Source organism: Rhizobium sp. PRIMUS64, from assembly GCF_023006465.1.
GTDB classification, from domain to species: Bacteria; Pseudomonadota; Alphaproteobacteria; order Rhizobiales; family Rhizobiaceae; genus Rhizobium; species Rhizobium leguminosarum.
Map to the genome: position 1 here is coordinate 19,272 of NZ_JALBGX010000034.1, position 22,658 is coordinate 41,929.

Here is a 22,658-nt window from a genome sequence, read left to right on the forward strand (position 1 = left end):
AACGGTTCGGCTCAGGACTTCACGGCACCGGCGGTCAGACCGGCGATGATGTGTCTCTGGGCGACGAAAAAGACGATGATGGTGGGAAGGATGGTCAGCGTGATGAAGGCCAGCACCAGCTGCCACTCCGTGCCGTACTCGCCGCGATAGACCATGATGCCGAGCGGCCAGGGATATTTCGATTCCGAGTTCAGCATGATCAGCGGCAGGATGTAGCTGTTCCAACTGCCGACGAAGGAAATGATGCTGACAGTGGCGACGATCGGGCGCGAAAGCGGCAGCGAGATGTGCCAGAAGAATCTGAGATAACCGCAACCGTCGACGAAGGCCGCCTGAAACAATTCTTCCGGAAGGTTGCGGAAATAGTTTCGAAACAGCAGGATGCTCATGCCAAGGCCGAAAGCCACCTGCGGCAGCACCACACCCCAATAGGTATCGAGCAGGCCGAGATCGCGGATGCGGATGAAGAGCGGCAGGATCGCGGTCGCCGCCGGAAACATCAGGCCGAGCAGGAAATAATTGAGCAGGAAGGACGATCCGAAAAACCGGACATGGGCAAAGGCGAAAGCCGCCATCGACGAGACGATCAGCGTCAGCAGGACGGTGAGCGAGGCGATCACTAGCGAATTGCCGATCTGCAGCCAGTAGCGTTCACCGAAAAGAATATCGGTGTAATTTGCCCATTGCCACTCTGTCGGCAGGCCGAAGGGATTGGTGCGCAGGTCGCCCAGCGTCTTGAAGCCGCCGAGCGCCGTCGTCAGCAGCGGCACGAGCACGATCGCGGCAATGAGGCTTAGCGACACGTAGAGATAGACGCGTGTCGACGTGCTCATGCGGATGGAAGAGCTCATATCAGTCATGGCGCATGAATATCCTTTTGTAACCGAAGGCGAGCGTCACGCAGATGATGAAGAGCACGACGCCGACGGCGCTTCCGAGGCCGACCTGCATGCGCATGACGCCGTAGGTATAGAGGAAGGTGACCATCGTCTGCGTGGAGTTGGACGGCCCGCCGCCCGTCAACGGCATGATCATGTCGAAGAGCTGCAGCGAGCCGACGACGGCAAAGAAGATGGAAAGACGCAAGGTCGAGCCGAGCAGCGGCAGCGTGACGTAACGGAACTTCTGCCAGCCGGTGGCGCCGTCGATTTCGGCTGCCTCCAGCACGCTCTTGTCGACGGATTGCAGGCCGGCGATGAACAGCATCATGTGAAAGCCGAAATATTTCCAGACGATCACGCCAAGCACGGCATAGATCGCCACGTCCTTGTCGGCGAGCACGTAAGGGTTGGCGAAGCCGAAGAAGTTGGAAACGGCGGCAAACAGGCCATAGTCGCCATCATAGACGAAGCGCCAGATAAGGCCCGCGGCAACGTCGGCCAGCACATAGGGCAGGAAGAAGATGAGGCGATAGCCGACGACACCCGGAATGCGGTGCGCCAGCATGGTGGCGAGCCAGATGGCGAGCGGCACCTGGATGCAGATCGAGATGACGATGATCAGGCCGTTATTGACCAGCGCCTGGGTGAAGGCCGCATTTCGGAATAGAACCTGGAAATTGCGCAGCGCGATGAACTCGGTCGGCGTGCCGTAGCCATTCCACTTGTAGAGGCTGTACCAGGCCGCCTCGCCCATCGGCATGATGACGAAGAGCGTGAAAAGCAGCAGCGCCGGCGGCAGGAAGATCAACAGCACCGCCAGCCGGTCGTGTGCGACTGAACTCTTGCTGTTTGCGGCTCTTTTTGCCGGCCTTGCGGCAGTGGTTATCGACGGGACTGAAATATTGGCCATGGATCCTGCTTTCGGCATGTCGGCAGCAATGCCGGCGCTCCGTTCTTGGCTGGGAGCGCCGGGAATGGTCTGCAGGCGCTGGTTATTGTTCCAGCTCGAAAGCGTCCTGGATCATCTGGGCGCCGTCCTTGGAATTCATCTGACCGGAGACGATTTCCACCGACACGTCGTTGACGACACGGCCGACCGCCGCACCCAGATCCTGGTCGAAATAGTTCTGATGCCAGGTCGAGGCGGCCAGCTGTTTTGCCGATTCGGCAAGCAGCGGGTTGGTGACGCCGTCACCGGCGCCGACGGCGACAGGCAGAAGCATGCCTGATTTGGCCATCGCCCGCTCGTTCTCGGCACTCGTCAGGAAAGCGAGGAAATCGATCGCTTCCTTGGATGCCTTCTTGGTAACGGCCCAGCCATTCAGACCGCCAAGCGTATCCGTCGGCTTGCCGGCGCCGCCATCGACCGCCGGGAAGGCGAAACGGCCGATATTGTCGGGCGCGAGGCCCTTGCCGTCGCCGGCATTCTTGCGCTGGTTGGCCTCGGTATTTTCAAAGCCGAGGATGATCGCAGCCTTGCCGTCACCGAAGACGCCGAGCGCCTGCGGCCAGGTCGAGCCGAGATAGCCGGGCTGGAAAGGTTCGAGCTTTCCGAGTTCGGCGAGGTCGTCGCCGGCCTTGATGATTGCGGGATCGAGGAAACCTTCGCCCTGGCCGGTCTTTGCCGCTTCGAAGACCTTCTGTCCGCCTTCGCGCATGACGAGATAGCTCCAGTAGAAGTGGATCGGCCACTTCTCACCGCCGCCGCCGGCGATCGGCACGATGCCGGCCGCCTTGATCTTCTTCACCGTGGCGAGAAAATCAGCCCAGTTCTTGATGTCCTCGGCCTTGACGCCGGCCTTGGCAAACAGCTCCTTGTTGTAGAAAAAGCTGACCAGACCGACCTTATAGGGAATAGCCCAGGTCTTGCCTTCGAATGTCAGGCCGCTGACCGAAGCCGGGCTATAGGCGCTGCGCAGTTTGCCGCCATCGGCGTCGAGGGCCGGCGTCACATCCTGGAGCGCACCGGTCTCGGACTGCTGCTTCAAGACGCCGCCGCCCCAGCTGAAAAAGAAATCCGGCACGTCGTCGGACTGCAGCAATGTCGGAAGCTTGGCCTTGAAGGCCTCGTTTTCGAGAAACTGCATCTGGATATCGACGTCAGGGTGCTGGGCTTCGTATTTCTTGACGATGTCTTCCCAGGCCGCGACATATTTCGGGTCGAGCTCGAGATGCAGCCACTTGACCACCGTCGTCGCCGAGGCTGCACCTGCCCCGGCCAGCAACATGCCGGCAGCCGCGGCCATGGATGCGATGCGCCTGCCGCCGAGACCGGCGCTCTTCAACATAAAATTCATGATTTTTCCTCCCAGGGGGCTGTCCTCACAATTTTTCCCCTATGCGGATTAATTCAACGGAGCTTTGACCCAATGTCAACCCAATGCCTCTATTTTTATCAAATGCGCTTGACAGGACCACAGAATTGCCCGCTATTTATTTCGTAACCCGTTAAAAATATTTGGGTTCCGCCCCAACGAAACGATCGCCTGGCTAATTTCAATGAAGACCGCAGATCCAGAATTAATGCGCGCGATCAATCGCTTGAACGTGCTCGATACCGTCCGGCGCCATGGTCCGATCTCGCGGATCGAGATCAGCGAGCGTACCGAACTTTCCACCACGACCGTTTCGGCCATCACCGCCTCGCTGCTCGACGACGGGTTGATCCTGCCGCGTCACGAAGGCGATATCCGCAATGAGGCTGTGCGCGGACGGCCGCGGGTGATGCTGGAGCTCAATCCCGATGCGGCCCGCGTGGTGGGCGCCAAGATCGCTGCCAACAGGATGGTCTTCGTCGTCACCAATTTCCGCGGCGACGTGCTGTCGAAGCTCGCCTTGCCGATCCGCATCGACCGGCAGCCGATCGGCGTCATCGCCGATCTGGTCGAGGACGGGGTCAGGCGCTGCGTCGTCGATGCCGGGCTGTCGCTGGAGGATGTCGACAGCGTCTGCCTCGGTTTTCCCGGCGTCATCGAGCACCGCACCGGCTATATAAGAAGCAGCCCGATCTTTCGCGACACCAATGTCGATTTCGCCGCCGAGATGTCGACGCGGCTGGCGACGCCGACCATTGTCGAAAGCGACGCCCACGCCATCACGCTTGGCCATCACTGGTTCGGAAAGGCCCGCGATCTCGAGGATATGGTGCTGATTTCGCTGGAGCAGACGCTGGGGCTGGGCGTCCTGCACGGCAACAGCCTGTTTCGCGGCGCCGGCGGCCTCAGCCACAATCTCGGCGACCTCGTGCTCGGCATGGGACCGAATGGCGTCGTCCGGCTTTTCAGCCAGGCCGGCGAAAGCGCGATCCTCGGCGAACAGCAGGCCGACGGGCGTTTTGCCGAAGCGATCCGTCTCGGCCGCGGCATGAACCATGCCCAGGCGCTGATCAAGGCCGATGACGACCGGCTGATCAGTGCCGCCATCCGCGCTGGCGAAGCGGTCGGATTGACCATTGCCAATATCGTCACGCTGTTTGCGCCGCCGCGGGTCATTCTTGTGGGGTCCAGCCTGGCGCTCGGCGAACCCTTTCTCAACAGCCTGCGCGATGCCTATGCGCTCGCCATTCCGCCGTCGCTGCGCGGCGTGAGCGAACTCGTCTTCGACGATTCGACCGATGATTTCTGGGCGCAGGGTGCGGCTGCGGTGGCGCTCTACGAACTCTACGAATCGCCCTGGAGCACGACGGGGCCGGCGCTCTGACGGGCGCCCCAATCACCATCAATGGCACGATCAATGGAGGAATTCATGGACAAGGTCGGTATCGGCATCATCGGATGCGGAAATATTTCGGGCGCCTATCTCACGGCGATGGCATCCTTTCCCATTCTCGACATCCGCGGCGTCGCCGATCTCAACCGGGAGCTGGCCGAAGCAAAGGCTGCGGAATTCAATGTTCCGGTCAAGACGGTCGAGGAGCTTTTCGCCGATCCCAAGGTCGAGATCATCGTCAATCTGACAATCCCGAAGGCCCATGTTGCCGTGGCGTTGCAAGCGCTTGAGGCCGGCAAGCATACCTATTCGGAAAAGCCGCTCGGGATTAATTTCGCGGAAGGGAAAAAATTGGCGGATGCCGCCAAAGCGAGGAATCTTCGCATCGGCGCTGCCCCCGACACTTTCCTCGGCGGCGGCCACCAGACGGCCCGCACCCTGATCGACAAGGGCGTCATCGGCCAGCCGGTCGGCGGCTCGGCAACCTTCATGTGCCCGGGCCATGAGCGCTGGCATCCGAACCCGGCCTTCTTTTACGAAGTCGGCGGCGGGCCGATGCTCGATATGGGTCCCTATTACATCACCGATCTCGTCAATCTTCTCGGACCGGTTTCCCAGGTGGCGGGTTTTGCGACGACGCCGCGATCGGAACGGCTGATCACCAGCGAACCGCGCAATGGCGAGCGTATTCCCGTGCAGGTGCCGACTCATGTCACCGGTATGATGGCCTTTGCCAATGGCGCCGTCGTCCAGATCGCCATGAGCTTCGATGTCGCCGGCCACAAGCATGTGCCGCTGGAAATCTACGGAACCGAGGGCACGCTTGTTGTGCCCGATCCGAACAAGTTCGCCGGCCCTGTGGAATATCTGAAGAAGGGCGGTGCGTTCGAGGACCAGCCGGTCACAGCAGCCTATGCCGATGGCAACTACCGCTCGCTCGGCGTCGCCGACATGGCGCATGCGATCCGCTCCAACCGGCCGCATCGCGCCAATGGCGATCTGGCGCTGCATGTGCTCGAAGTCATGGAAGCGTTCCACACCGCTGCCGCGACCGGCCGAACGGTCACGATCACCACGGCAACGGAGCGCCCTGCCCCCTTGTCCGATTCCATCGTCGACGGACGGCTGGCGAAATAAGTTTCAGGAGGAAAGACTATGCGTGAAGCACTGATCGTCTGGGGCGGCTGGAGCGGGCATGAGCCGCAGGAGTGCGCCGAAATCATCAAGACCATGCTCGAGGAAGACGGCTTCAAGGTCTATCTCGAACACGGCACCGAGGCGCTTGCCGACCCTTCCGTCCATGATCTTAGCCTCGTTGTGCCGATCATGACGATGTCGAAGATCGAGAAGGAGGAGGTCAAGAACCTCGCCACGGCGATCGAAAGCGGCGTCGGCATTGCCGGCTATCACGGCGGCGCGGGCGATGCCTTCCGCGACTCCGTCGATTACCAGTTCATCATCGGTGGCCAGTGGGTGGCTCACCCCGGCAACATCATCGACTATACCGTCAACATTACCCGGCCTGACGATCCCCTCATGGAGGGCATTGCCGATTTCCCCTATACGTCAGAGCAATATTACATGCATGTCGACCCCTCGAACGAGGTTCTGGCGACGACGAAGTTCACCGGCGAGCACGCCTACTGGATCGACGGCGTCGTCATGCCTGTCGTCTGGAAGCGGAAATACGGCAAGGGCCGCGTCTTCTATTCCTCGCTCGGCCATCAGGCCAAGGAGTTCGACGTTCCCCAAATGAAGACCATCTTCCGCCGCGGCGCCAACTGGGCGGCGCGGTAAGGCTCCGGTTCGTGGGATGGCTGCACCTTACCGGGGTCGAGCTACTCGTCTCGACCTCCGGCCCCTGTAAACGCGGCGAAGGACGTCCCTTGCGAGATGTTGCGAGGGACGGAGAGGTCGCGGCATAATCCCTTCTCCCCTCGGGGAGAAGGTGCCGGCAGGCGGATGAGGGGGCCACACGGCACGCATCTCACATAATTCACCTATCCCGCCACGCCGACGGCAACGCCGAGATCCGGCGCGTCCTGACCCCGGTCGAGACGATACCGACACGGTCGAAGCTTGCATGGGCGATGTCGGAAAGACCGGCTTCGCCGGCCCCCTCATCCGCCCTACGGGCACCTTCTCCCCGCTGTGGAGGAGAGGGAATCGAGACGTTGCGGCATGTCCCCTCGCCGACCGAAGCCGACCCCAGGATCAGCCAATGATCAGCGCCGTGCCATAAAGCCCCAGGGCAAAAACAGTGTGGGCGAGAAGGTTGAAGCACCGGACCTTGTTCGGGGTCGGATGTTTGGAGGCGGCCCAGCCGATGCCGAGGCCTGGCTGCAGCAGGAACCACCCTGCCCCGACGGTGACGATGCCGAAGATCCAGGCGGGAAGAAATGTCGGGTCCGCCAGCCAGGCTGAGCCCATGATGATGGCAAAGATCACCCCATAAAGAAGGCCGACGGCGTAGTGGCTGATCCAGCCGAGCGCCAACTCATGGGCATAGGGCTCAGCGTCGGCGATGCTGTCGTGAAAGACCTTGCCGCGGCCGAGATGCCAGAACCAGCGTCCCACAGGTGCCCAGTTGGGCGCCGCCTGACCGAACTGGGTGAGCAGGATCGCCCAGAGGTCCATGAGGATGGTTGCGCCGGCGCCGATCACCAGGCCGCGCCACAGAATATCGAACATTGGGAATCACCGGAAAGCGTTGCGATTGCAGGACGCTACAAGATCACTGCAAACGCGCCGGCGCAATGGCTGCGGTGAATTCACCCGCCACATTGCCGAGTGATTCAGAGGTTAGAGCCTTTCCTGGTCAGATTGCAGCATTCTGCCGGAGCAGGTTTTCGTCAGAGGCGATTGGCGAAGGGCATACCCCAAGGCACGTCCGAGCCGATCGCCTTTGATCCTGGCGGAAAGATGCCCGGCCCACCGGCCGCACCGCTTCGCCAAGGCGAAGCGATAAGTGCGTCCGGCGATTCTAAGTCTTGCAGATTTGCCAGGCAAATCTGCGGGAGGGTTGGCTGAAACGGGCCGGTCGACCATCCGACTCCGTTTGAGCCAACAGAATGCTGCAATCTGACCAGGAAAGGCTCTAATCCGCCTGCGGTCCGCCCTCGCCCTCAGTTTCTCCCGCGCCACTGCCGATATCGCCGCTGATATCCCGCGCAAACTTCCGCATCAGCCGCACGAGTTCATTGAAGTCATGTTCCTCCCAGTTCTCGAAGATGGCGCGGCCCATCCGCTCGCGGGCGACGTCGATGCGATCGGTCATTGCCTTGCCCTTTGGGCTGATGACCGCCTCGCGCACGCGGCGGTCGGCGGCATTGCCGCGGCGCTCCACCAGATCGAGACTTTCGAGCTTGGCGACCTGACGGCTGACGGTGGTGTAGTCGCGCCCGGCGCGGTCGGCGAGTTCGACCACGCCGATGGGGCCGAGCCGTTCGATCGTGACCAGCAGCGGAAACAGGGCGCGATCGAGCGAAATGCCCGCCTCGCGGACCATCTGCTCGTCGCGCTGCGGGCGGTTCATGACGCTGACGATCTCGATCAAAGCTCCATGCAGTTCGCGCAGTTTTTCGCTGATATGTGTATTTTGCACATTCTTTGTTGACGTCATGCCGATTCTCCTATTATGTGCATAATACACATATGGAGAAACCAATGACAGAAAATTCCACAGTCGACGTGCTGATATCAGGCGCCGGTGCGGCCGGCCTGACGCTGGCGATCGAGCTGGCGCGGCGCGGCGTATCCTTCCGCCTGATCGAAAAATTGAACGACCCATTCCGCGGCTCCCGCGGCAAGGGTATTCAGCCGCGAAGCCAGGAGGTGTTCGAAGATCTCGGCATTCTCGACCGGATCGTCGCGCTCGGCGGCATCTATCCCCGGCAGCGGCAATATCGCGACGACGGCAGCTTCAGCGAATCCGACGCCGTGGTGGGTGGGGAGCCGACGCCGGCCGAGCCCTACCATCTTCCCCTGATGGTGCCGCAGTTCCTGACCGAGGGGGTGATGCGCGAGCGCCTGCTCGAACTAGGGCACCGGCCGGAATTCGCTAGTGAACTCATCGGCTTCGAACAGGACGAGACGGGCGTGACTGCGCGGCTTAAGGGCATATCCGGCGAAGAGACCATCCGCGTGCGCTGGCTCGTCGGCGCCGATGGCGGCCGCAGCTTCGTGCGCCATGCGCTGGATATCGGTTTTCCCGGCAAGACGCTCGGGGTGCGCGCCATCGTCGCCGATGTCATTCTGACGGGATTGGATCGCGACGCCTGGCATCGCTTCGGCGATGGCGACATGCAGCGACAGATCGCGATTTGCCCGCTGGCGGGGACGGACCTGTTCCAGATCCAGGGACCCATCCCGCTCGAAGGCGAGGTCGACCTCTCCGCGGCAGGCTTGACCGCCCTGGTCAAGGAGCGCACCGGCCGCGACGACATCGAGGTCCACTCGGTCTCCTGGGCGTCGGCCTTCCACATGAACGCCCGGCTTGCCGATCGCTACCGGCTCGGCCGCGTGTTCCTGGTCGGCGATGCCGCCCATACGCATCCGCCGACCGGCGGACAGGGTCTGAATACCAGCGTTCAGGACGCCTATAATCTCGGATGGAAACTGGCGGCGGCTGCGGCAGGCGCCCCCGACGCGCTGCTCGACAGCTATGAGGAGGAGCGCCGCCCGGTCGCCGCCGCCATGCTTGGTCTGGCGACCAATCTTCTCGACGCCCTGAAGCGAGGCGAGATGCGGCGCGGCCGCGAGGTCCATCAACTCGATATCGGCTACCCCTCCTCCTCTTTTGCGCTGGAAAAGCCGGAACGACGCGGCGGCCTGCTTGCCGGCGACCGTGCCCCCGATGCACCGCTCAGAGGTGTCGGCGGCCAGACGACGCGGCTGTTCGAACTGTTCAAGGGCGCGCACTGGACGCTGCTGGGCTATGAGGTCGAGCAAGCCGCCATGCCGCCGCGCCCAGGCCTGCACATCCACAGGATCGGCCGGCGCGGAGACGTCATCGACGAAGGCGGGCACTTCCATGATGCCTACGGTCTGGCATCGGGCGACTGGGTGCTCGTGCGTCCGGATGGCTATGTCGGCGCCATCATTGCCTCAGCTCACGCCGGGGCGCTGGAAGCCTATCTCGCAAATGTCGGCCTTGCTGCATAAGCGGCAACTCAAAACGCCACGGCGCTGTTGGCGCGTCTGAAAGACGGGCGCCGTAGCCAATCGCCACCACGAGTAGCGCGCTTTCGTTGTTAGCCGCCGCACAAGGCCCAAGAGAGCAGGCCAAAAGCCGGAGCCTCGAAGGACGAGGCGGGTGTTCGGCACCAGATGTGAGATGGCAGGAAGCAGCGCTGCGGCAGATCCTTCGAGGCTCCGCCCGATGGGCTACGCACCTCGCGATGAGGAGCATCGGAGGATGCCGTACCATAGACCAGGCGGCATCGATCTTTCAGAGGGCGTCCCGCTCGTATCGCGGCGCCCAGCCGCGGGCCATCCCGCGGCTCATCACGCTTTCCGCCAGCGCCAGTTGCTGGCGGAGATGTTTGCAGTCATCGAGCAGCGAGCGTATCGCCGCCTTGGCATTGTCGTCATGCCAGGCAAGCACCGCTTCGACTTCCCAGGCCTGATCGGGCCAGGTTTGATCGGGCCAGGCTTGATCGGCCCCAGCTTGTTCGGGGCGTGCCTGACCGGGTTCCAAGATCCTTGCCGGCCGCATCAGTTCAGCGCCAACGGCAATTGAACCGGACGCGGCAATGGCGGCAGCGGCCGGCTGAGTTCGACCTTTCTCTGCCAGGCGGCACGTCGCTGTTGATCTCGCTCGCGGGCTGCGCGGGACGCCTCGACAAGCGCAAGGGCGTTGGCGATCACCTGTTCCGTATGCGTCATGATCATCTCCAATGTTCCTGTTTTGTTCTAAGTTAGAACTTTGGCAGGAAAAGTCAAGCGCCGGAACGATCTGGCTGAGGTAGGTGTTGTAAGCCGGGACTGGCGTCGAAGCGCGGCCGATAGTCAGTCCGCCGCCTCTATGACGGCGATGCCGGCCTCCTGCGCAGCCCTGATGAAGGCCGCCCGCACGTGTTCCGGTGGGAGATCGCCGATAATCGCATCCAGGCACGACTTGACGGCCTCGAAATACTCTTCGCCGTCATCTACCGGCCAGTCGCGCAAGAGCGTGCGCGCGGCGTCCCACACAGAGTTAATAACGGCATAATGGCCGAGCCCCATTGAGGCCAAGCCAACCGGTCGAAAATGTGCCGTCTGTCTCACTTTGCTACAGCTTTTCCCAATTTCGGTGGCGCTCATGGGTACGATGCAATTTGCGTGCCGTCGGCGGGCCGCGTCACCAGCCGAAGCACGGCCTTACGAGACTTGATTTTCGGCGAGGCTCGCAGTGTAGACGCTCCTCTTCGTCGCCTCCAGATCCCCTGCAGCCGGTGCTTTCGAGAACATGGAGCTTGAAGTGGAGTCCTGCGATCAGTCATTAAGCGACTGATTATGGTAAATATCGGGCTTCCCATCCCACGCCTGCTGATTAAAACTCAGTCTTTCCTTTTATACTCTATAAGGATTACAGCAACTCATATGCATTGCTGGACGCAAGAACCTTCATAACCATTCATGGATTGTGCCAAAGGTGGACGGAGTTTCATCCCGGTCGTACAATGCGATCTATCCTGCACGCGGCGGATCTCGGAGGAGCGCGCGATGCCTATCTTCATGGACCGGCACTTTCTTGAAGGAACGTCAGCGGCTGACGTTGCTCAGGCACATCGCATGGATCTCGACATTCAGGACAAGTACGGCGTCAAATTCCTGACCTATTGGTTCGATCAGCGGCGCGGGACCGCCTTCTGCCTCGTGGATGCGCCGGATGCGGAAACTGCGCAATGTGTGCATCGCGAGGCGCACGGCTTCGTCGCCGGCGAGATCGTCGAGGTCGCCCTGTCGGCGGTCGAGGCTTTTCTTGGCCGAATCCATGACCCTGAGCCGGCGCCCGGCCAATCCTCCGCTCAGGTGGATCCCGGCCACCGGGCAATCCTCTTTACCGATATCGTCGGATCGACAGCGATGACATCGCGCCTCGGCGACCGGATTGCGACCGAAATGGTCCGCGCCCATGACTCTATCGTGCGCCGATGCCTCAGCCAGAATTCAGGCCGGGAGGTTAAACACACCGGCGACGGCATCATGGCGGCCTTCGCCGCGACAACGGCAGCCGTCGAATGCGCCATGGCGATCCAGCGGGAATTCGAGCGTTACAACGGCGGAAACACCGAGCCAATCCATATCCGCATCGGACTGGATTGCGGCGAGCCGGTCGAGGACAGCAACGACCTGTTCGGCTCGACGGTGCAACTTGCCGCACGACTATGCGCGGCAGCCTCCAGCGACCAGATCCTCGTCTCGGAGAATATTTTTCGGGAATACGGCGCCGCCGATCTCTTCGCTCACGCAACGCGCCGACGGTTCAAGGGGTTTTCGAAGCCCATGCTGGTGTTCCGATGCGAGTGGGCGGATGCCGGCGTAAATTAAGATCGGCTGAGATCCGACACCCGCATGGCGAGTTGGCTCCAGGCAGGGCTTGCTGCGGCGTTTTTGTGGCCAAGAAATAGGCGATCATCAAAGCATGGCGCGCAAACTGTGCCGCGGTTTTGCGACAACGACCTGCGGCCTTGCGGAATTGGCCACCGCGCTCACGACCTTTGATCGGAAGCGGCATTGGCGATTTGCACCCGGCAATCAAAATAGTTCAAGACCGATGTCGGCTTCCGGCAGGCTCATGCGTCGTCACGATAGGAAGCCAAAGAAATTCGCCCAAGCAAGGAAACGATGCCATGACAATCACGATCACAGCATTTGAACGATCGCCCGATGGCGGCAAGGGACTGGCGCGCGATACGCGCGTTCGCTGGGCGCTCGAAGAAGTGGGGCAGCCTTATGAGGTTCGCCTTCTTTCCTTCGCGGAGATGAAGACGCCTGACCATCTGGCCATCCATCCCTTCGGCCAGATCCCCACCTATGAGGAAGGTTCTCTCTCGCTGTTCGAGACCGGCTCGATCGTCTTTCATCTTGCTGAGCAGCATGAGGGCCTGCTGCCCAGGGATCGCGATGCCAGAGCGCGGGCGATCACCTGGATGTTTGCCGCACTTAACACCGTCGAGCCGCCGATCCTCGAATTGACGACGGCAAGAATATTCGAAGCTGACAAGCCTTGGAGCGAGGAGCGCTTGCCGTTGGTCAAGGACCGTGTCCGCGCTCGGCTGGACAGGCTCTCGGCTTACTTAGGCGGCGCCGAGTGGCTCGACGATGCGTTCAGCGCGGGTGATCTGTTGATGGTTTCAGTGCTGCTGCGACTAAGAATGTCAGGCATTTTGGACGAATATCAAAACCTGGCTGCCTATGTCGCGCGCGGGGAATCTCGGCCCGCTTACGCCAGGGCTTTCGCCGCGCAATTTGCGATCAACGCCCCATCGTCCAGCTCAATCATGAGCTCATAAAGCCGAGCCGAAAGCGGGTTTAAAAACAGGATGCCGCCGAGCATTTGACCAATGCTCGGCGGCATCCCGCTCACCCCCGCTTAACTTCGCCGTGATCAAACGGCCGCGAGGCCACCCCCACGCTATGGTCCAACTCACCTCAATCCGGCTATGGCTGCGCGCTTATGCGTCGACGACCTAAAGCACGTCGCGATCTTTCAGATTCGCTCCTCGCGCTTTAGCTCTTTGTTTTTGCGCATGTCGTTATCGCAAAACCGCTGCACACTCTTGCGCGACATGCTCTAAGCATTGCCCATATGTTCGTTCATCAGCCGCTCGAATTTGGGGCCGCCCTCGACCTTCGCCAACACGCCCGACATTTTCAGGAAACGCCGGAAATTCTCGCGTGCAGCGCTCAGCGGGAAACGCCCGTTGGCCGTATCTCTGCACGCCTTCAACAGCGTGTCATATGCCAAACCCCGTTTGTCCTCCGGCCACCCGTCCAGAACATCGAAGATTTCATCGAGGCACGTGACCTCATCGATGAAATGTTGGCGATGAAGCAGAATCGGATCAAACCGAGTTGACGACATAGTATCCTCCCATTTATATTACTTTTTTATGCTGTAATTTTACTGAAAAACCGTGACTTATTCAAGTCAAAATCGTGTCCATTTGGCTATTGACGCCATGCAACTACTTCCATAACGACAGAATAACCCTATCAGATTAGACTTAAGCGTATTTGATCATCGGCCGAGGGTCGACGCATCACAAATATAGATTGATTGATCAATCGCGCGAATGTTGCGGGTCAAGCGAGCGTGATCAAATGCACCGGAAGTTTCGTATAGTCTCGTGTTGGCATGGTATATTGCGACCATGACAACCTTGCGAGGAGACGTTCAGATGAACCGATTTTTTACATTGGTAGCGGGCGTGCTGATCGGTGTGTCCGCGATCACGTCTTCCTGCACATCGCCGGCAAGGCAGGATCACCAGGATTTTCAATATCAGCGGGATAGCTCAACAAACCCGGCATGCGCGGATGGGTTCAGACCCAGCAATGCCCGCTCGTGCAGTTATTGAAGGCATAGAGCCGGAATTGGTTTTGCGCCGGAGGTGGCAGGCGACAGCAATGGGACCGGTCGGGAACTCCTAACCCTGCTTCACCGTTATGTGATCGGGCCACAGTTGGCCCGATGCTAAACAGGAGAACGGTTCCCCATGAACAATTTGATCTGGCTTGTCGGCGCTGTCGTTATCGTGCTCGCGATTTTGAGTTTCTTCGGCTTCCGCTGATTGTAGAAGCATGCTGATGGAAATGTCGTGGCCCAACCACGTCTTCCCTTCCCGGCGATCGGATGGACGATGAATCCTCCGCGCCGGTGGATCTATAAGGATTAAGAGCGCCTTGTCCTTCTTGGCCGCTTAGCCGGGCTGCGGCCGATATCTGCACGTCGAGCGACGTCCCGCCGAGTGTAGCTGTATTGTCTCTAGCCCACTTCCTGAAAGCGTCAGGGTCTAATCGAGACTACCGCCGTTTCTTCGAAAATCCGCCGATTGACGTGTGATCAGCGCGAAAAGTGGATGATCACCCCCTCGGTCTTCCTTTACAATCAGTCGTTTCGGCCTCTCAAGGCAGATCGTAAGGGAAGATCGATGGCTTGCCTTGTTGGCGCAGATGAAGCGACGCAATCGGAGAAGCCGGCTGTAAAAGCGGATCGGCCGGATGGCCTGGCGCGGGATGTTTCGGCCATCAAGGTCGGCGACTGTCTGCTGGGTTACAAGGCCGTCCAGCGCCGCATGCGGGCCAGCCGTTGGAACCATTTCCGCGGCCGGATGCGCGAGATCGAGAAATTGATCCGGCATCGTCATGGAGACATCGTGCCCGAGGCCGACGACGCATTGATCTATGTCGAGGTGATCGCCAGCCTCGCCCTGGTCGAATTCAAGGAAGAGTTCGTCGATGTGGTTCTAAACTGGGCGACGCGATGGCTGCCATGGGCTGGGAAAGCCGAGATAGAGGAAGTCATCTACGAGCGGACAAAGCTGCGCTTTTCTCCCTTGTCCGCCGACGCGCTCGGCCACGCTCTGCACTTAAGCTACGCGGAACGGAGCGCCCTCAATATTCGCACCATCGGTGCCTTCGACGTGCCGAAGCGGAAAAGAGCAAAACTGCAAAAGGAAAAGCGGCGCCAGCGCGACCGAGCGCGAAAAGAGGAGCAACGCCGTGCCGCCGGCGCGCTTTCCAGAGCCGACTATCTCGCCAATTCTTTCAGCCAAGCGCGCCCCTGGGAGGCTTTCGGCATCAGCCGCCGGACCTGGGAACGCCGTGGCAAGCCGATGCCGGATCCCGAGACGATATCGGACTGTGGTTCGATCTCGCTCGCCGCTTAGGTCAGAACTTTTCGGCTTTTAGCCGGATGGTCCGAACCAGCTATTCACAGCCTCCTGTAGACCATCCTCAGTCCCGTCGCCCACCCAGGCCACATATCCATCGGGCCGGATCAACAGTGCGGCTGGCGCGGAGACCACACCCAGCGCAGGCAGCTCCCATGCACCGGCATATCCGGCGTCGACCAACCTGATGCGGTCCGACCACCGCGGGAGGCCGATGCTGCCGGGCGCGCCAAGGTTCAAGAACACCGGTCGCGCATCTTGCAGCAGCGTAAAGACACGCACGGGACCATCTAATGTGACCAGGTCGAGGTCAGGCATGCGGCGGCCGAGCAGCGGATGCCCGTCGCCGAGATCGTAATGGATACCAAGTCCGGACATCTCGGCCGCGATGCGTTTGCGCGGCTCCTCCATGCCAAGCAGCTCCGTTACGATGTCACGCAAGACTTCGGTGCGATCGTCGGTGCGCTGCAATGCGACCTGCGCCATCGTCGTGCGCAATACGCGGGCCGCAACCGGATGCCGCTCGGCGTGATAAGTGTCGAGCAAGGTTTCAGGCGACGTGCCTTTCACCACCTGGGCCAATTTCCAACCGATATTGACGGCATCCTGCACGCCCGTGTTGAGGCCCTGCCCGCCGACCGGAGAATGTACATGGGCGGCATCGCCAGCGAGGAGTACCCGGCCCTTGCGGTAGGCCGTTGCCTGCCTGGACATGTCGGTGAACCTGCAAATCCAGTTGACGCGATGGAGTCCGTAATCGGTTCCGAATGCGGCGATGAGCGCGTCTTTGAGATCGCCGAGCGTCGGCTCGGTTGTCGCGCCGGCATTCTTCTCCGGCACCATCACGCCGATCGGCCCCTCTTTGGCGAAGACGATCTTGCCGTCGTGGATTTCGTACTCCTCCCTGCCGAAGGCATAGATGCCAAGGGCGGTGCGATGGATGCCCAATGGCGGCTCCTCTTCCATCTCCACCTCGGCGAGAACGTTGCTGGTCGTCGGATCCCATCCTTCAAACGCAATGCCGGCAGCCTTGCGAACCAGACTGCGGCCTCCATCGCAGCCGACGAGATAGCCTGCCCTGAGCGACGCCCCATCGGAGTTTTCAATGGTGACGCCGGTATCGTCCTGCGCGAAACCCGTTACCTCAAGGCTGCGATAGATCGGCACCGCCAGTTCCCCGACCCAGCCGGCCAGAATGCGCTCGATATGCTTCTGCCGCAGCGCCAGCCCATAATTGTGCCGGGTCGGAAAATCGCTGATATCCAGACGCGTGACCGCGAAACCCGTGACCTGGGCTATCTGCCCTTCCGCGAGGAACCGGTCGACGATGCCCCGCTGATCGAGAACCTCGAGCGTGCGTGCGCTCAGACCGCCGGCCCGCGTACCGGCAAGCTTCTGGTCAGGGCGGCGTTCGACGATGGCGACGTCGACGCCTGCCAGGGCCAGTTCGCCTGCCAGCATCAGTCCCGTCGGCCCTGCCCCGGCAACCACGACTGCATGTTCCCTCATCCGCAAACTCCCATGTTCCGGCTGTTCCAATGCGATCTCTCAGGGTCCAGACAGACCTGGCCCCTGTGCATCTCTCCGATCCAATCAATCCTGCCCAGGTGCCGATTTTCTCTGTCGCAGGTTGTTCTCCCTATAAATATAAGCTCCATACTGGTTGGAAGGACTTGCGACAGGATTTCAGGCTTGCTCTCCAAAGCCCTATTCGCTGCCACTTGCGGATCTCTTGCTGTGGAGCTCAGGCTTTTCAATACGACCTGACCGGGTGGGCGCCGGATGGTGGCAGGCGCCGTCCGGGGTCGATTCTCTCGAAGGGATCAATCAATTGCTTGGCGACCTATCTCACTGCGGAGCTGGAGCTTTTTGCGGAATCGTCTCAGCCGCTGGTCGCTCAGACGGATCGGCGGGACGGCCATAGATTGTGTAGGCGGCCCCCGCTAGCACCCCCAAGACGAGAAGAAGCGAGGACGTACAGCATCATTCCGCGGATAGCCGTCTTAGGTGTCTTGTCCATCAGGATCTCCAAGATTGCTCAGCGGTCAATTCAATGCGAGCGCTTTTGGTTCCGACTCGGAGGTTGTTCAAGGGAGCAGCCATTCACGGAACGATCCGGTCCCGATCTGGTTTACCCCACACCCCGGTTGCTATGGAGGTCACCATGTGGGCAATCCTGACCGGAGCCGCTCTCATCATCGGCGGACTTCTTTTTCTCTTTACCTCGGCGCTTGGTCGAAGACCGAGTGATCCGCATCAAATGCCGCAAGGCGGCACCACGCTGGAGCCACGGCGCCAAGGCCTCAGGTTCCTCGGAATAACTAAAAACTGGCCGGCGCTGGCCCTTATCGCGATCGGTGCACTTCTCTTGGCTTTTGGTGGATACTCCTGACATCCGACAGGTCTTGGCCGCCTCAGCTCCTTCGGCAAAAACCCGGCTTTCACCGGGTTTTTGTTCAGGCACTACCAAGTCTGGCGACCGGTCCAGTCATCGATGTCGCGTCTGATACGGTCCTTTTCGATGCCATAACGCTCCTGGATCTTGCCTTCCAGCTGGTCGCGCTTGCCGGCGATCTGGTCAAGATCATCGTCGGTGAGTTTGCCCCACTGCTCCTTGATCTTGCCCTTCGCCTGCTTCCAGTTTCCTTCGATCCGATTCCAATCCATGGTCGATTTCTCCTCTGTGTTGATGAGAAGAAAACGGACCGCAGTGGAAGTTGGTTCCTGTGTCTCAGCGGATTTCCGCGAAGCTCAATTCCTGCGGCAAAGACGCCAAGCGCTGCCCATGCCAAATATCCACACCCGAATGAAGAAAAGCATAAATAATTCGTGAAGAACGAATAGATGTATAAAATATTTATTTATGTATGAAGCAAATATTCCCCTGTTCTTGTGTTATACTGTTCCACGGGGAGAAGAACAATGGCACTCGATGTATTCGTGAACCTCTACAATTTAGGGGGCCTGGACGCACTTAACGTTTCTCTGCGAAGCCTGTCCGATGACGAAAGGCTTGGCACTTTACTCTCGCTTGAAAAGATAGGGTACGAAGTGATCTGGAATGCCCAGAGAAAGCCGGCTTCTGCCTATGTGTGGAGCGGGCCGAACGAGAATTAGTTGCCAGGCGGGACAAAGACCTGTCCCGACCATGGGGGTGAGACCTCACGACCTTGTGTCTCCCTTCATGCGCTTAAAAAGCAGATGTTCCATCCTCCTATCGATCCGAGGAAGCGAGGGCGATCATGATCCGATCCCAGATAGCCGACGCACAAACCGTATTGGGCGACGAAGAAGTCGCCCTCTGCCAGAGAGTATTTGACCACGTCATCTCGGTGCGACAAATCACAACAGACACCGAGCGCGAAGATCTGGCTCAGCGGGTGATCCATTCGTACCAGCATGGAGTGAAGGATGAGGGCGCATTACTGCGACTGTTGATCTAAGATCGCGGCAGGTGTCTTGAAGACTAGAAATGGTGAGAGCGTCGGGGTTCGAACCCGAGACCTACTGATTAAAAGGCATCCGGTCTAGCTTGCCAAACACCATACAGAGCAAGGCAAAGCGACCCACTCATTTAGCTAGTTCGGGATTTATTTCGGGATTCCGCGTGACGTTCGAGCGCTGACGCAACTTCATCGTCCATAACATGTGCGTATTTTGTGGTCGTTGCGATGTTGGCGTGGTTGAGAACACGTTGAACAAGTTTCAAGTTCTTTTCCATCCGAAGAAGCTTCGTTGCCGTGTCATGCCGATTATCATGAAGGCGAAAATTCTGCACACCTGAGGCCGCTAAGGCGCGGCGAAAGTGAATCATCGTACCATGATAAGTGATGGGATACCTCTTCCCTTTCATTTTTCCATCCCGTGTCCGCTCGGCCACGAACGTAAAGACGTACTCTGGATGATTGCCACGGCAGTCCTCTAAGATACGTCGTATGGTGGGCGTGATTGGCGTCCAGACATCACGACCGCCCTTGCCTTTGGTGTTGATCGAGCCCGCCTCCCAATTGACATCCGACCATCTCAGGAGTGTTTCGTTAAAACGCCTTCCGCTAATCTGGAGGAACTCGAACCAAGGGAGGTAATCCTTTCTGATGAAGGCTTCTAGCGCGATTTGCTCGTTCGAATTCAACTCTCGAACTCTTTCTTGCGGCTCCTTTAACCAATGTTCTTTCCAGATCGGCTCGTTTGGAAGACTGCACCGCCACACGATCCGAGCGCGTCGGAATATAGACTTCAGCGGCTCGACTACCTGCCGGTTGATCGTACCATTGGCGATTGGTTTAACAACGGCCTTTTTGAGTTCCAGTTTGCCCCACCTCGGCCGCACGCGTAGTTTCGAAATCACGGAAACGACCGTCTCATCATCAATCTGATCCAAGCGCGTATCTTTACCGAACAGACTTATCAAACGCCCGAGCAACGCAAAGTAACGCTCCTTGTTGGAGCGGTACTGGCCCTTCTCCGTCCAATATCTTCCCACCGCAGTGTCCATGGTAAGCGGGGCACTCCCGCTTTTGCGGACCTGCTCGACGTCGCGCTTGGCGTTGTCCTTTATCGTTCGCTCTATCGACTCTGCCTCCCGCCTATTCCTGGCCTTGGTAGTTCCGTGAAAGCGATTGCCGTCGATCTGGAAGTCGTACCGATAAAATGGGCTGGCTTTTGTCTTGTAGACAGACATCTCGAAACCTCAAAAGTTTGGCGTTGAGAGATGAAGGCCGTTAGTTGGGACGTTGTGAAGCGGCGATGCATTCGCCCTTCCGTTCCAACGTTCACGCAACCTAGTTGGCCTTCGATGACGTGACGTAGAAGCGTCTTCTTTGATATTGCGAGATACGCCGCCGCCTCTGTCATCGTTAGCAGACGCTCATTTTCGAATCCAAGCACCGGCGTTACTCCTCGAAGGCACAACCGCTCGCCTAAATAACGCTTGCGTTCCCGCCTCGCTATTTACAACTAGAGATTATCAACGCTCAAAGTCACAATAGAATGATGCACAATCATACTGATGCTGTAAACACCAGCGAACGCGCGCTATAACTCTTCCATTTTCAAGCTATAAGGAATTGTAATTTTAATTAAGCAAAAATATTATACACATTTTGATTGAATTTCCTTGGAAGGATTTTTATAATGTCTTACACAAATACCTGCATCAATTGGCTAATACAGATTCTCTTTGTATTTCCAAGGAAATACATTCCCAAGGTGATTAATATATTGTTTCTTTGCTTATTGGAGCGTGATATTTTTTGTCAAAATGACGTTATCCGGGGCCTCTTTTTGTGTTGGGGATGCCTATTACGAAAAACCGACGGTCGTGATATATCAGCTTCAAGGTCGCAGATACAACCACACATTGAACCCCTTAATTTCTTGGATTCAGAGGAAGCGCTTCGTTCCACCGCCTGCGAAAAAAAGTGTAGTCGAAGGAGTTGGCTTAAGGGCACCTCCATCTTGGCGAAGGCGCTTAGCTGCCACCGCACAAAACCGCTTGCGACGGTACAGACTGGAAATCGCCCTTGAAATCGACGAAAGCGAAGCGTCGACGCATCACGCGATTGGCTAAGAGGCAGGCTGCCAATACGCCAGCTTTGTGCCGCTTTCCCCAACGAACCTTAAATTTCTTATCAGTCCGGCCGCCTCAAGCAGAGCGCCGGTCCGAGCGGATGGATCGACCCGATCAATATCCGTGGCGACGTCGTAAAGCCTAACGACGGCATCTTCTGCTGTCCCGCTTCCCGGTATGCCGACTGCCTCTCGTAGGTCTCGGGCCGTTACAATCGAGCGAAACAGAAGTGATCTGACCTCGTGGTCGGTCAGTTTGTCGATTTGATTGGCCGCACGGATTAGTTCCGCAACGAATGCAGTCTCAACGTTTTCACTCAAATGAGAATGTCCATCCACGATGCATGTCCAGTCAGTTTCTGTCCAAGGCGGTTACGTCGCCGGAAACGACTGCTCCTCGCAATCTCTACATAAGTTGGTGCTCTCCGGTTTCCAACGGTGGCTTTCAGGGCTGCACCATATTCCTTTGAATTGCTGACCAAGCCGCAAATCCGCCGGGACCTTCGCTCTAGGAATTTTGTATCGTCGCTGTTCATACCGTAGGACTTCGCCACTGAACCTTCTGGCAGGATCGCTGTAAATGCCTGTCAGCTGGTGCGGCGCGGCTGGGTCCGTTCAAGCATGAAACTTTACTGATGCTCGCTGGCCACAGGCTGACTAAACGGGTCCGGAACCGTCCATCGAACTCCCGCACCCCAGCTTTCGCTCTCAGTGGTGAGTTCGATATTCAAGCGAGCAAAGGCCTGCTCCAGCTTTCTCAAAGTCTCCAGATTCAATGCGCCGATTTGCCCTGTCTCTAACCGGGTGACGAAGTTCCGGTTAACGCCAGACATCTCTTGGAGATCACGCATCGACAGGCTAGCCATCGCCCGGGCGGCCCGGAACTGCGCCCCCCGAAATCGATCCTTTTGGCCTGGCTTGAGCCAGCGCACCCCTGCCCCGTTTGTTCCTGTGGCTCGCAGAAATTCAATTCCGTTTTTTTCGAATGCCTTTTGCAAGGCTTCGGCATCTGAGGAAAGCAGTTTGTATTTGGCGGCTTCCCATCGGCTGACCTCGCGCCGATCCAATCCCACCCATGTCGCAACAACCTCTTGATCTTTGCCAAGAAGCGCTCGTGCTGCCCGGAATTGGCTCGCCAAAACATCCATTTAGCGGAAGAGCGGTTCTCATTTGTGAAATGTCAACATATAGAGCATATGTCTCATATTTTCAGCTTTCATCTCTTTTTCTTTGCATATGTCTCACGAATCGGACTATTTCCTTGTTCGCCAGCAACCAGCACTCGAATCAAAGGCCCTCTCGATGAACGACAAATGGCTCGGAAGCCCTCCTATCGTGCTCCTCCCGCGACTGCGGTCGCTCCTCGCTGATCTCGAACAACTTGCCTTGCCCGGCAGCCACCCAGTACCGAACGAGCTTGTCAACATTCGGAATTGTTTTATCGCGAGCCGCGCGGTGCCCTGCTTGATGGGCGAGATGAGCGGGCACCCGTCTATCAAGGACGGTCCCGGCATCACCTCCGAGCTGTTTTATCTCGACGGGAAGCGGAAGCTCGCGCGGACGTTGAGCCGTTGGTATCGGTTCGACGAAGGCCTCATCTGATCCGGGGCGGAGAATATCG

General features: G+C 58.8%; 25 protein-coding genes. 11 read left to right on the forward strand and 14 right to left on the reverse strand.

What is annotated here, in order from left to right; all coding sequences use genetic code 11:
- Window positions 1-11: 11 nt before the first annotated feature.
- The 3 genes from MOV76_RS15725 to MOV76_RS15735 form a co-directional block, all read right to left on the reverse strand.
- A complete protein-coding gene (locus MOV76_RS15725) occupies window positions 12-860 on the reverse strand; it encodes a carbohydrate ABC transporter permease (RefSeq protein ID WP_003539503.1) in 849 nt (282 codons plus the stop codon).
- Entirely contained in the window at window positions 853-1,791 is a 939-nt protein-coding gene (locus MOV76_RS15730; protein WP_003559249.1) for a carbohydrate ABC transporter permease, read from the reverse strand. Before MOV76_RS15730 ends, MOV76_RS15725 begins: the two co-directional genes overlap by 8 nt.
- Window positions 1,792-1,873: 82 nt before the next feature.
- A complete protein-coding gene (locus MOV76_RS15735; RefSeq protein ID WP_047621769.1) occupies window positions 1,874-3,178 on the reverse strand; it encodes an ABC transporter substrate-binding protein in 1,305 nt (434 codons plus the stop codon).
- 202 nt (window positions 3,179-3,380) lie between these two features.
- Here MOV76_RS15735 and MOV76_RS15740 point away from each other — a divergent pair, with 202 nt between their 5' ends.
- From MOV76_RS15740 to MOV76_RS15750, 3 genes are read left to right on the forward strand one after another with little or no spacing between them, the layout of a single operon-like run.
- Window positions 3,381-4,580 (forward strand): ROK family transcriptional regulator, encoded by a 1,200-nt coding sequence (locus tag MOV76_RS15740; RefSeq protein WP_003559245.1) that lies wholly within the window; start codon window positions 3,381-3,383, stop codon window positions 4,578-4,580.
- 45 nt (window positions 4,581-4,625) lie between these two features.
- Window positions 4,626-5,726, forward strand: a complete 1,101-nt coding sequence (locus tag MOV76_RS15745) for a Gfo/Idh/MocA family protein (protein WP_247264838.1) — start codon at window positions 4,626-4,628, stop codon at window positions 5,724-5,726.
- A gap of 18 nt (window positions 5,727-5,744) precedes the next feature.
- Window positions 5,745-6,386, forward strand: coding sequence for a ThuA domain-containing protein (locus tag MOV76_RS15750; protein WP_003539493.1), 642 nt, complete (start codon window positions 5,745-5,747; stop codon window positions 6,384-6,386).
- A 417-nt stretch (window positions 6,387-6,803) separates the two neighbouring features.
- On the opposite strand, the gene MOV76_RS15755 is transcribed toward MOV76_RS15750, so the two are convergent.
- Both MOV76_RS15755 and MOV76_RS15760 read right to left on the reverse strand, forming a co-directional pair.
- Window positions 6,804-7,280 (reverse strand): DUF2938 domain-containing protein, encoded by a 477-nt coding sequence (locus MOV76_RS15755; RefSeq protein WP_115157571.1) that lies wholly within the window; start codon window positions 7,278-7,280, stop codon window positions 6,804-6,806.
- 406 nt (window positions 7,281-7,686) lie between these two features.
- Entirely contained in the window at window positions 7,687-8,211 is a 525-nt protein-coding gene (locus MOV76_RS15760; RefSeq protein ID WP_247264839.1) for a MarR family winged helix-turn-helix transcriptional regulator, read from the reverse strand.
- A gap of 44 nt (window positions 8,212-8,255) precedes the next feature.
- On the opposite strand from MOV76_RS15760, the gene MOV76_RS15765 reads away from it, so the two are divergent.
- Window positions 8,256-9,752 (forward strand): FAD-dependent oxidoreductase, encoded by a 1,497-nt coding sequence (locus MOV76_RS15765; RefSeq protein WP_247264840.1) that lies wholly within the window; start codon window positions 8,256-8,258, stop codon window positions 9,750-9,752.
- Window positions 9,753-10,038: 286 nt separating this feature from the next.
- Here the strand turns inward: MOV76_RS15765 and MOV76_RS15770 are convergent, their stop codons facing one another.
- The 3 genes from MOV76_RS15770 to MOV76_RS15780 form a co-directional block, all read right to left on the reverse strand.
- On the reverse strand, window positions 10,039-10,305 hold the full coding sequence (locus MOV76_RS15770; RefSeq protein WP_018445427.1) for a hypothetical protein: 267 nt from the start codon (window positions 10,303-10,305) through the stop codon (window positions 10,039-10,041).
- Window positions 10,305-10,475, reverse strand: coding sequence for a hypothetical protein (locus MOV76_RS15775; protein WP_162039352.1), 171 nt, complete (start codon window positions 10,473-10,475; stop codon window positions 10,305-10,307). Before MOV76_RS15775 ends, MOV76_RS15770 begins: the two co-directional genes overlap by 1 nt.
- Before the next feature lie 123 nt (window positions 10,476-10,598).
- Window positions 10,599-10,856 carry a DUF982 domain-containing protein gene (locus MOV76_RS15780; RefSeq protein WP_011651896.1) on the reverse strand — a complete coding sequence of 86 codons (258 nt, stop codon included), beginning with the start codon at window positions 10,854-10,856 and terminating at the stop codon, window positions 10,599-10,601.
- Between the two features lie 438 nt (window positions 10,857-11,294).
- On the opposite strand from MOV76_RS15780, the gene MOV76_RS15785 reads away from it, so the two are divergent.
- Together MOV76_RS15785 and MOV76_RS15790 are read left to right on the forward strand one after the other, a co-directional pair.
- Window positions 11,295-12,122 carry a nickel-binding protein gene (locus MOV76_RS15785; RefSeq protein ID WP_018241942.1) on the forward strand — a complete coding sequence of 276 codons (828 nt, stop codon included), beginning with the start codon at window positions 11,295-11,297 and terminating at the stop codon, window positions 12,120-12,122.
- 302 nt (window positions 12,123-12,424) lie between these two features.
- The gene (locus MOV76_RS15790) at window positions 12,425-13,087 is read left to right on the forward strand and encodes a glutathione S-transferase family protein (RefSeq protein WP_113542256.1); all 663 of its coding nucleotides are present in this window, start codon (window positions 12,425-12,427) and stop codon (window positions 13,085-13,087) included.
- A gap of 281 nt (window positions 13,088-13,368) precedes the next feature.
- On the opposite strand, the gene MOV76_RS15795 is transcribed toward MOV76_RS15790, so the two are convergent.
- Window positions 13,369-13,659 carry a DUF982 domain-containing protein gene (locus MOV76_RS15795; protein WP_018241940.1) on the reverse strand — a complete coding sequence of 97 codons (291 nt, stop codon included), beginning with the start codon at window positions 13,657-13,659 and terminating at the stop codon, window positions 13,369-13,371.
- A 1,069-nt stretch (window positions 13,660-14,728) separates the two neighbouring features.
- On the opposite strand from MOV76_RS15795, the gene MOV76_RS15805 reads away from it, so the two are divergent.
- On the forward strand, window positions 14,729-15,466 hold the full coding sequence (locus MOV76_RS15805) for a hypothetical protein (RefSeq protein WP_247264841.1): 738 nt from the start codon (window positions 14,729-14,731) through the stop codon (window positions 15,464-15,466).
- An 18-nt stretch (window positions 15,467-15,484) separates the two neighbouring features.
- On the opposite strand, the gene MOV76_RS15810 is transcribed toward MOV76_RS15805, so the two are convergent.
- Entirely contained in the window at window positions 15,485-16,978 is a 1,494-nt protein-coding gene (locus MOV76_RS15810) for an FAD-dependent monooxygenase (RefSeq protein WP_247264842.1), read from the reverse strand.
- Between the two features lie 655 nt (window positions 16,979-17,633).
- On the opposite strand from MOV76_RS15810, the gene MOV76_RS15815 reads away from it, so the two are divergent.
- Window positions 17,634-17,861, forward strand: coding sequence for a hypothetical protein (locus tag MOV76_RS15815; RefSeq protein ID WP_018241936.1), 228 nt, complete (start codon window positions 17,634-17,636; stop codon window positions 17,859-17,861).
- Between the two features lie 71 nt (window positions 17,862-17,932).
- Here the strand turns inward: MOV76_RS15815 and MOV76_RS15820 are convergent, their stop codons facing one another.
- On the reverse strand, window positions 17,933-18,136 hold the full coding sequence (locus tag MOV76_RS15820) for a CsbD family protein (protein WP_018241935.1): 204 nt from the start codon (window positions 18,134-18,136) through the stop codon (window positions 17,933-17,935).
- Between the two features lie 255 nt (window positions 18,137-18,391).
- Here MOV76_RS15820 and MOV76_RS15825 point away from each other — a divergent pair, with 255 nt between their 5' ends.
- Entirely contained in the window at window positions 18,392-18,586 is a 195-nt protein-coding gene (locus tag MOV76_RS15825; protein WP_018241934.1) for a hypothetical protein, read from the forward strand.
- Between the two features lie 125 nt (window positions 18,587-18,711).
- Window positions 18,712-18,912, forward strand: a complete 201-nt coding sequence (locus MOV76_RS15830) for a hypothetical protein (protein WP_018241933.1) — start codon at window positions 18,712-18,714, stop codon at window positions 18,910-18,912.
- Window positions 18,913-19,043: 131 nt separating this feature from the next.
- Here MOV76_RS15830 and MOV76_RS15835 read toward each other — a convergent pair whose 3' ends face one another.
- The 3 genes from MOV76_RS15835 to MOV76_RS15840 all read right to left on the reverse strand — a co-directional run bounded on the left by MOV76_RS15835 (window position 19,044) and on the right by MOV76_RS15840 (window position 22,185).
- Window positions 19,044-20,150, reverse strand: a complete 1,107-nt coding sequence (locus MOV76_RS15835) for a site-specific integrase (RefSeq protein WP_247264843.1) — start codon at window positions 20,148-20,150, stop codon at window positions 19,044-19,046.
- Window positions 20,036-20,323: a helix-turn-helix domain-containing protein gene (locus MOV76_RS40345; RefSeq protein WP_408987995.1), complete on the reverse strand. Its 288-nt coding sequence runs from the start codon at window positions 20,321-20,323 to the stop codon at window positions 20,036-20,038. The genes MOV76_RS15835 and MOV76_RS40345 overlap by 115 nt, the downstream gene beginning before the upstream one ends.
- A gap of 1,343 nt (window positions 20,324-21,666) precedes the next feature.
- Complete coding sequence (locus tag MOV76_RS15840) at window positions 21,667-22,185, reverse strand: helix-turn-helix transcriptional regulator (protein ID WP_247264844.1); 519 nt, start codon at window positions 22,183-22,185, stop codon at window positions 21,667-21,669.
- Between the two features lie 154 nt (window positions 22,186-22,339).
- Between MOV76_RS15840 and MOV76_RS15845 the strand changes: the two genes are divergently transcribed.
- On the forward strand, window positions 22,340-22,639 hold the full coding sequence (locus tag MOV76_RS15845; RefSeq protein WP_247264845.1) for a hypothetical protein: 300 nt from the start codon (window positions 22,340-22,342) through the stop codon (window positions 22,637-22,639).
- The last annotated feature ends 19 nt before the right edge of the window (window positions 22,640-22,658 follow it).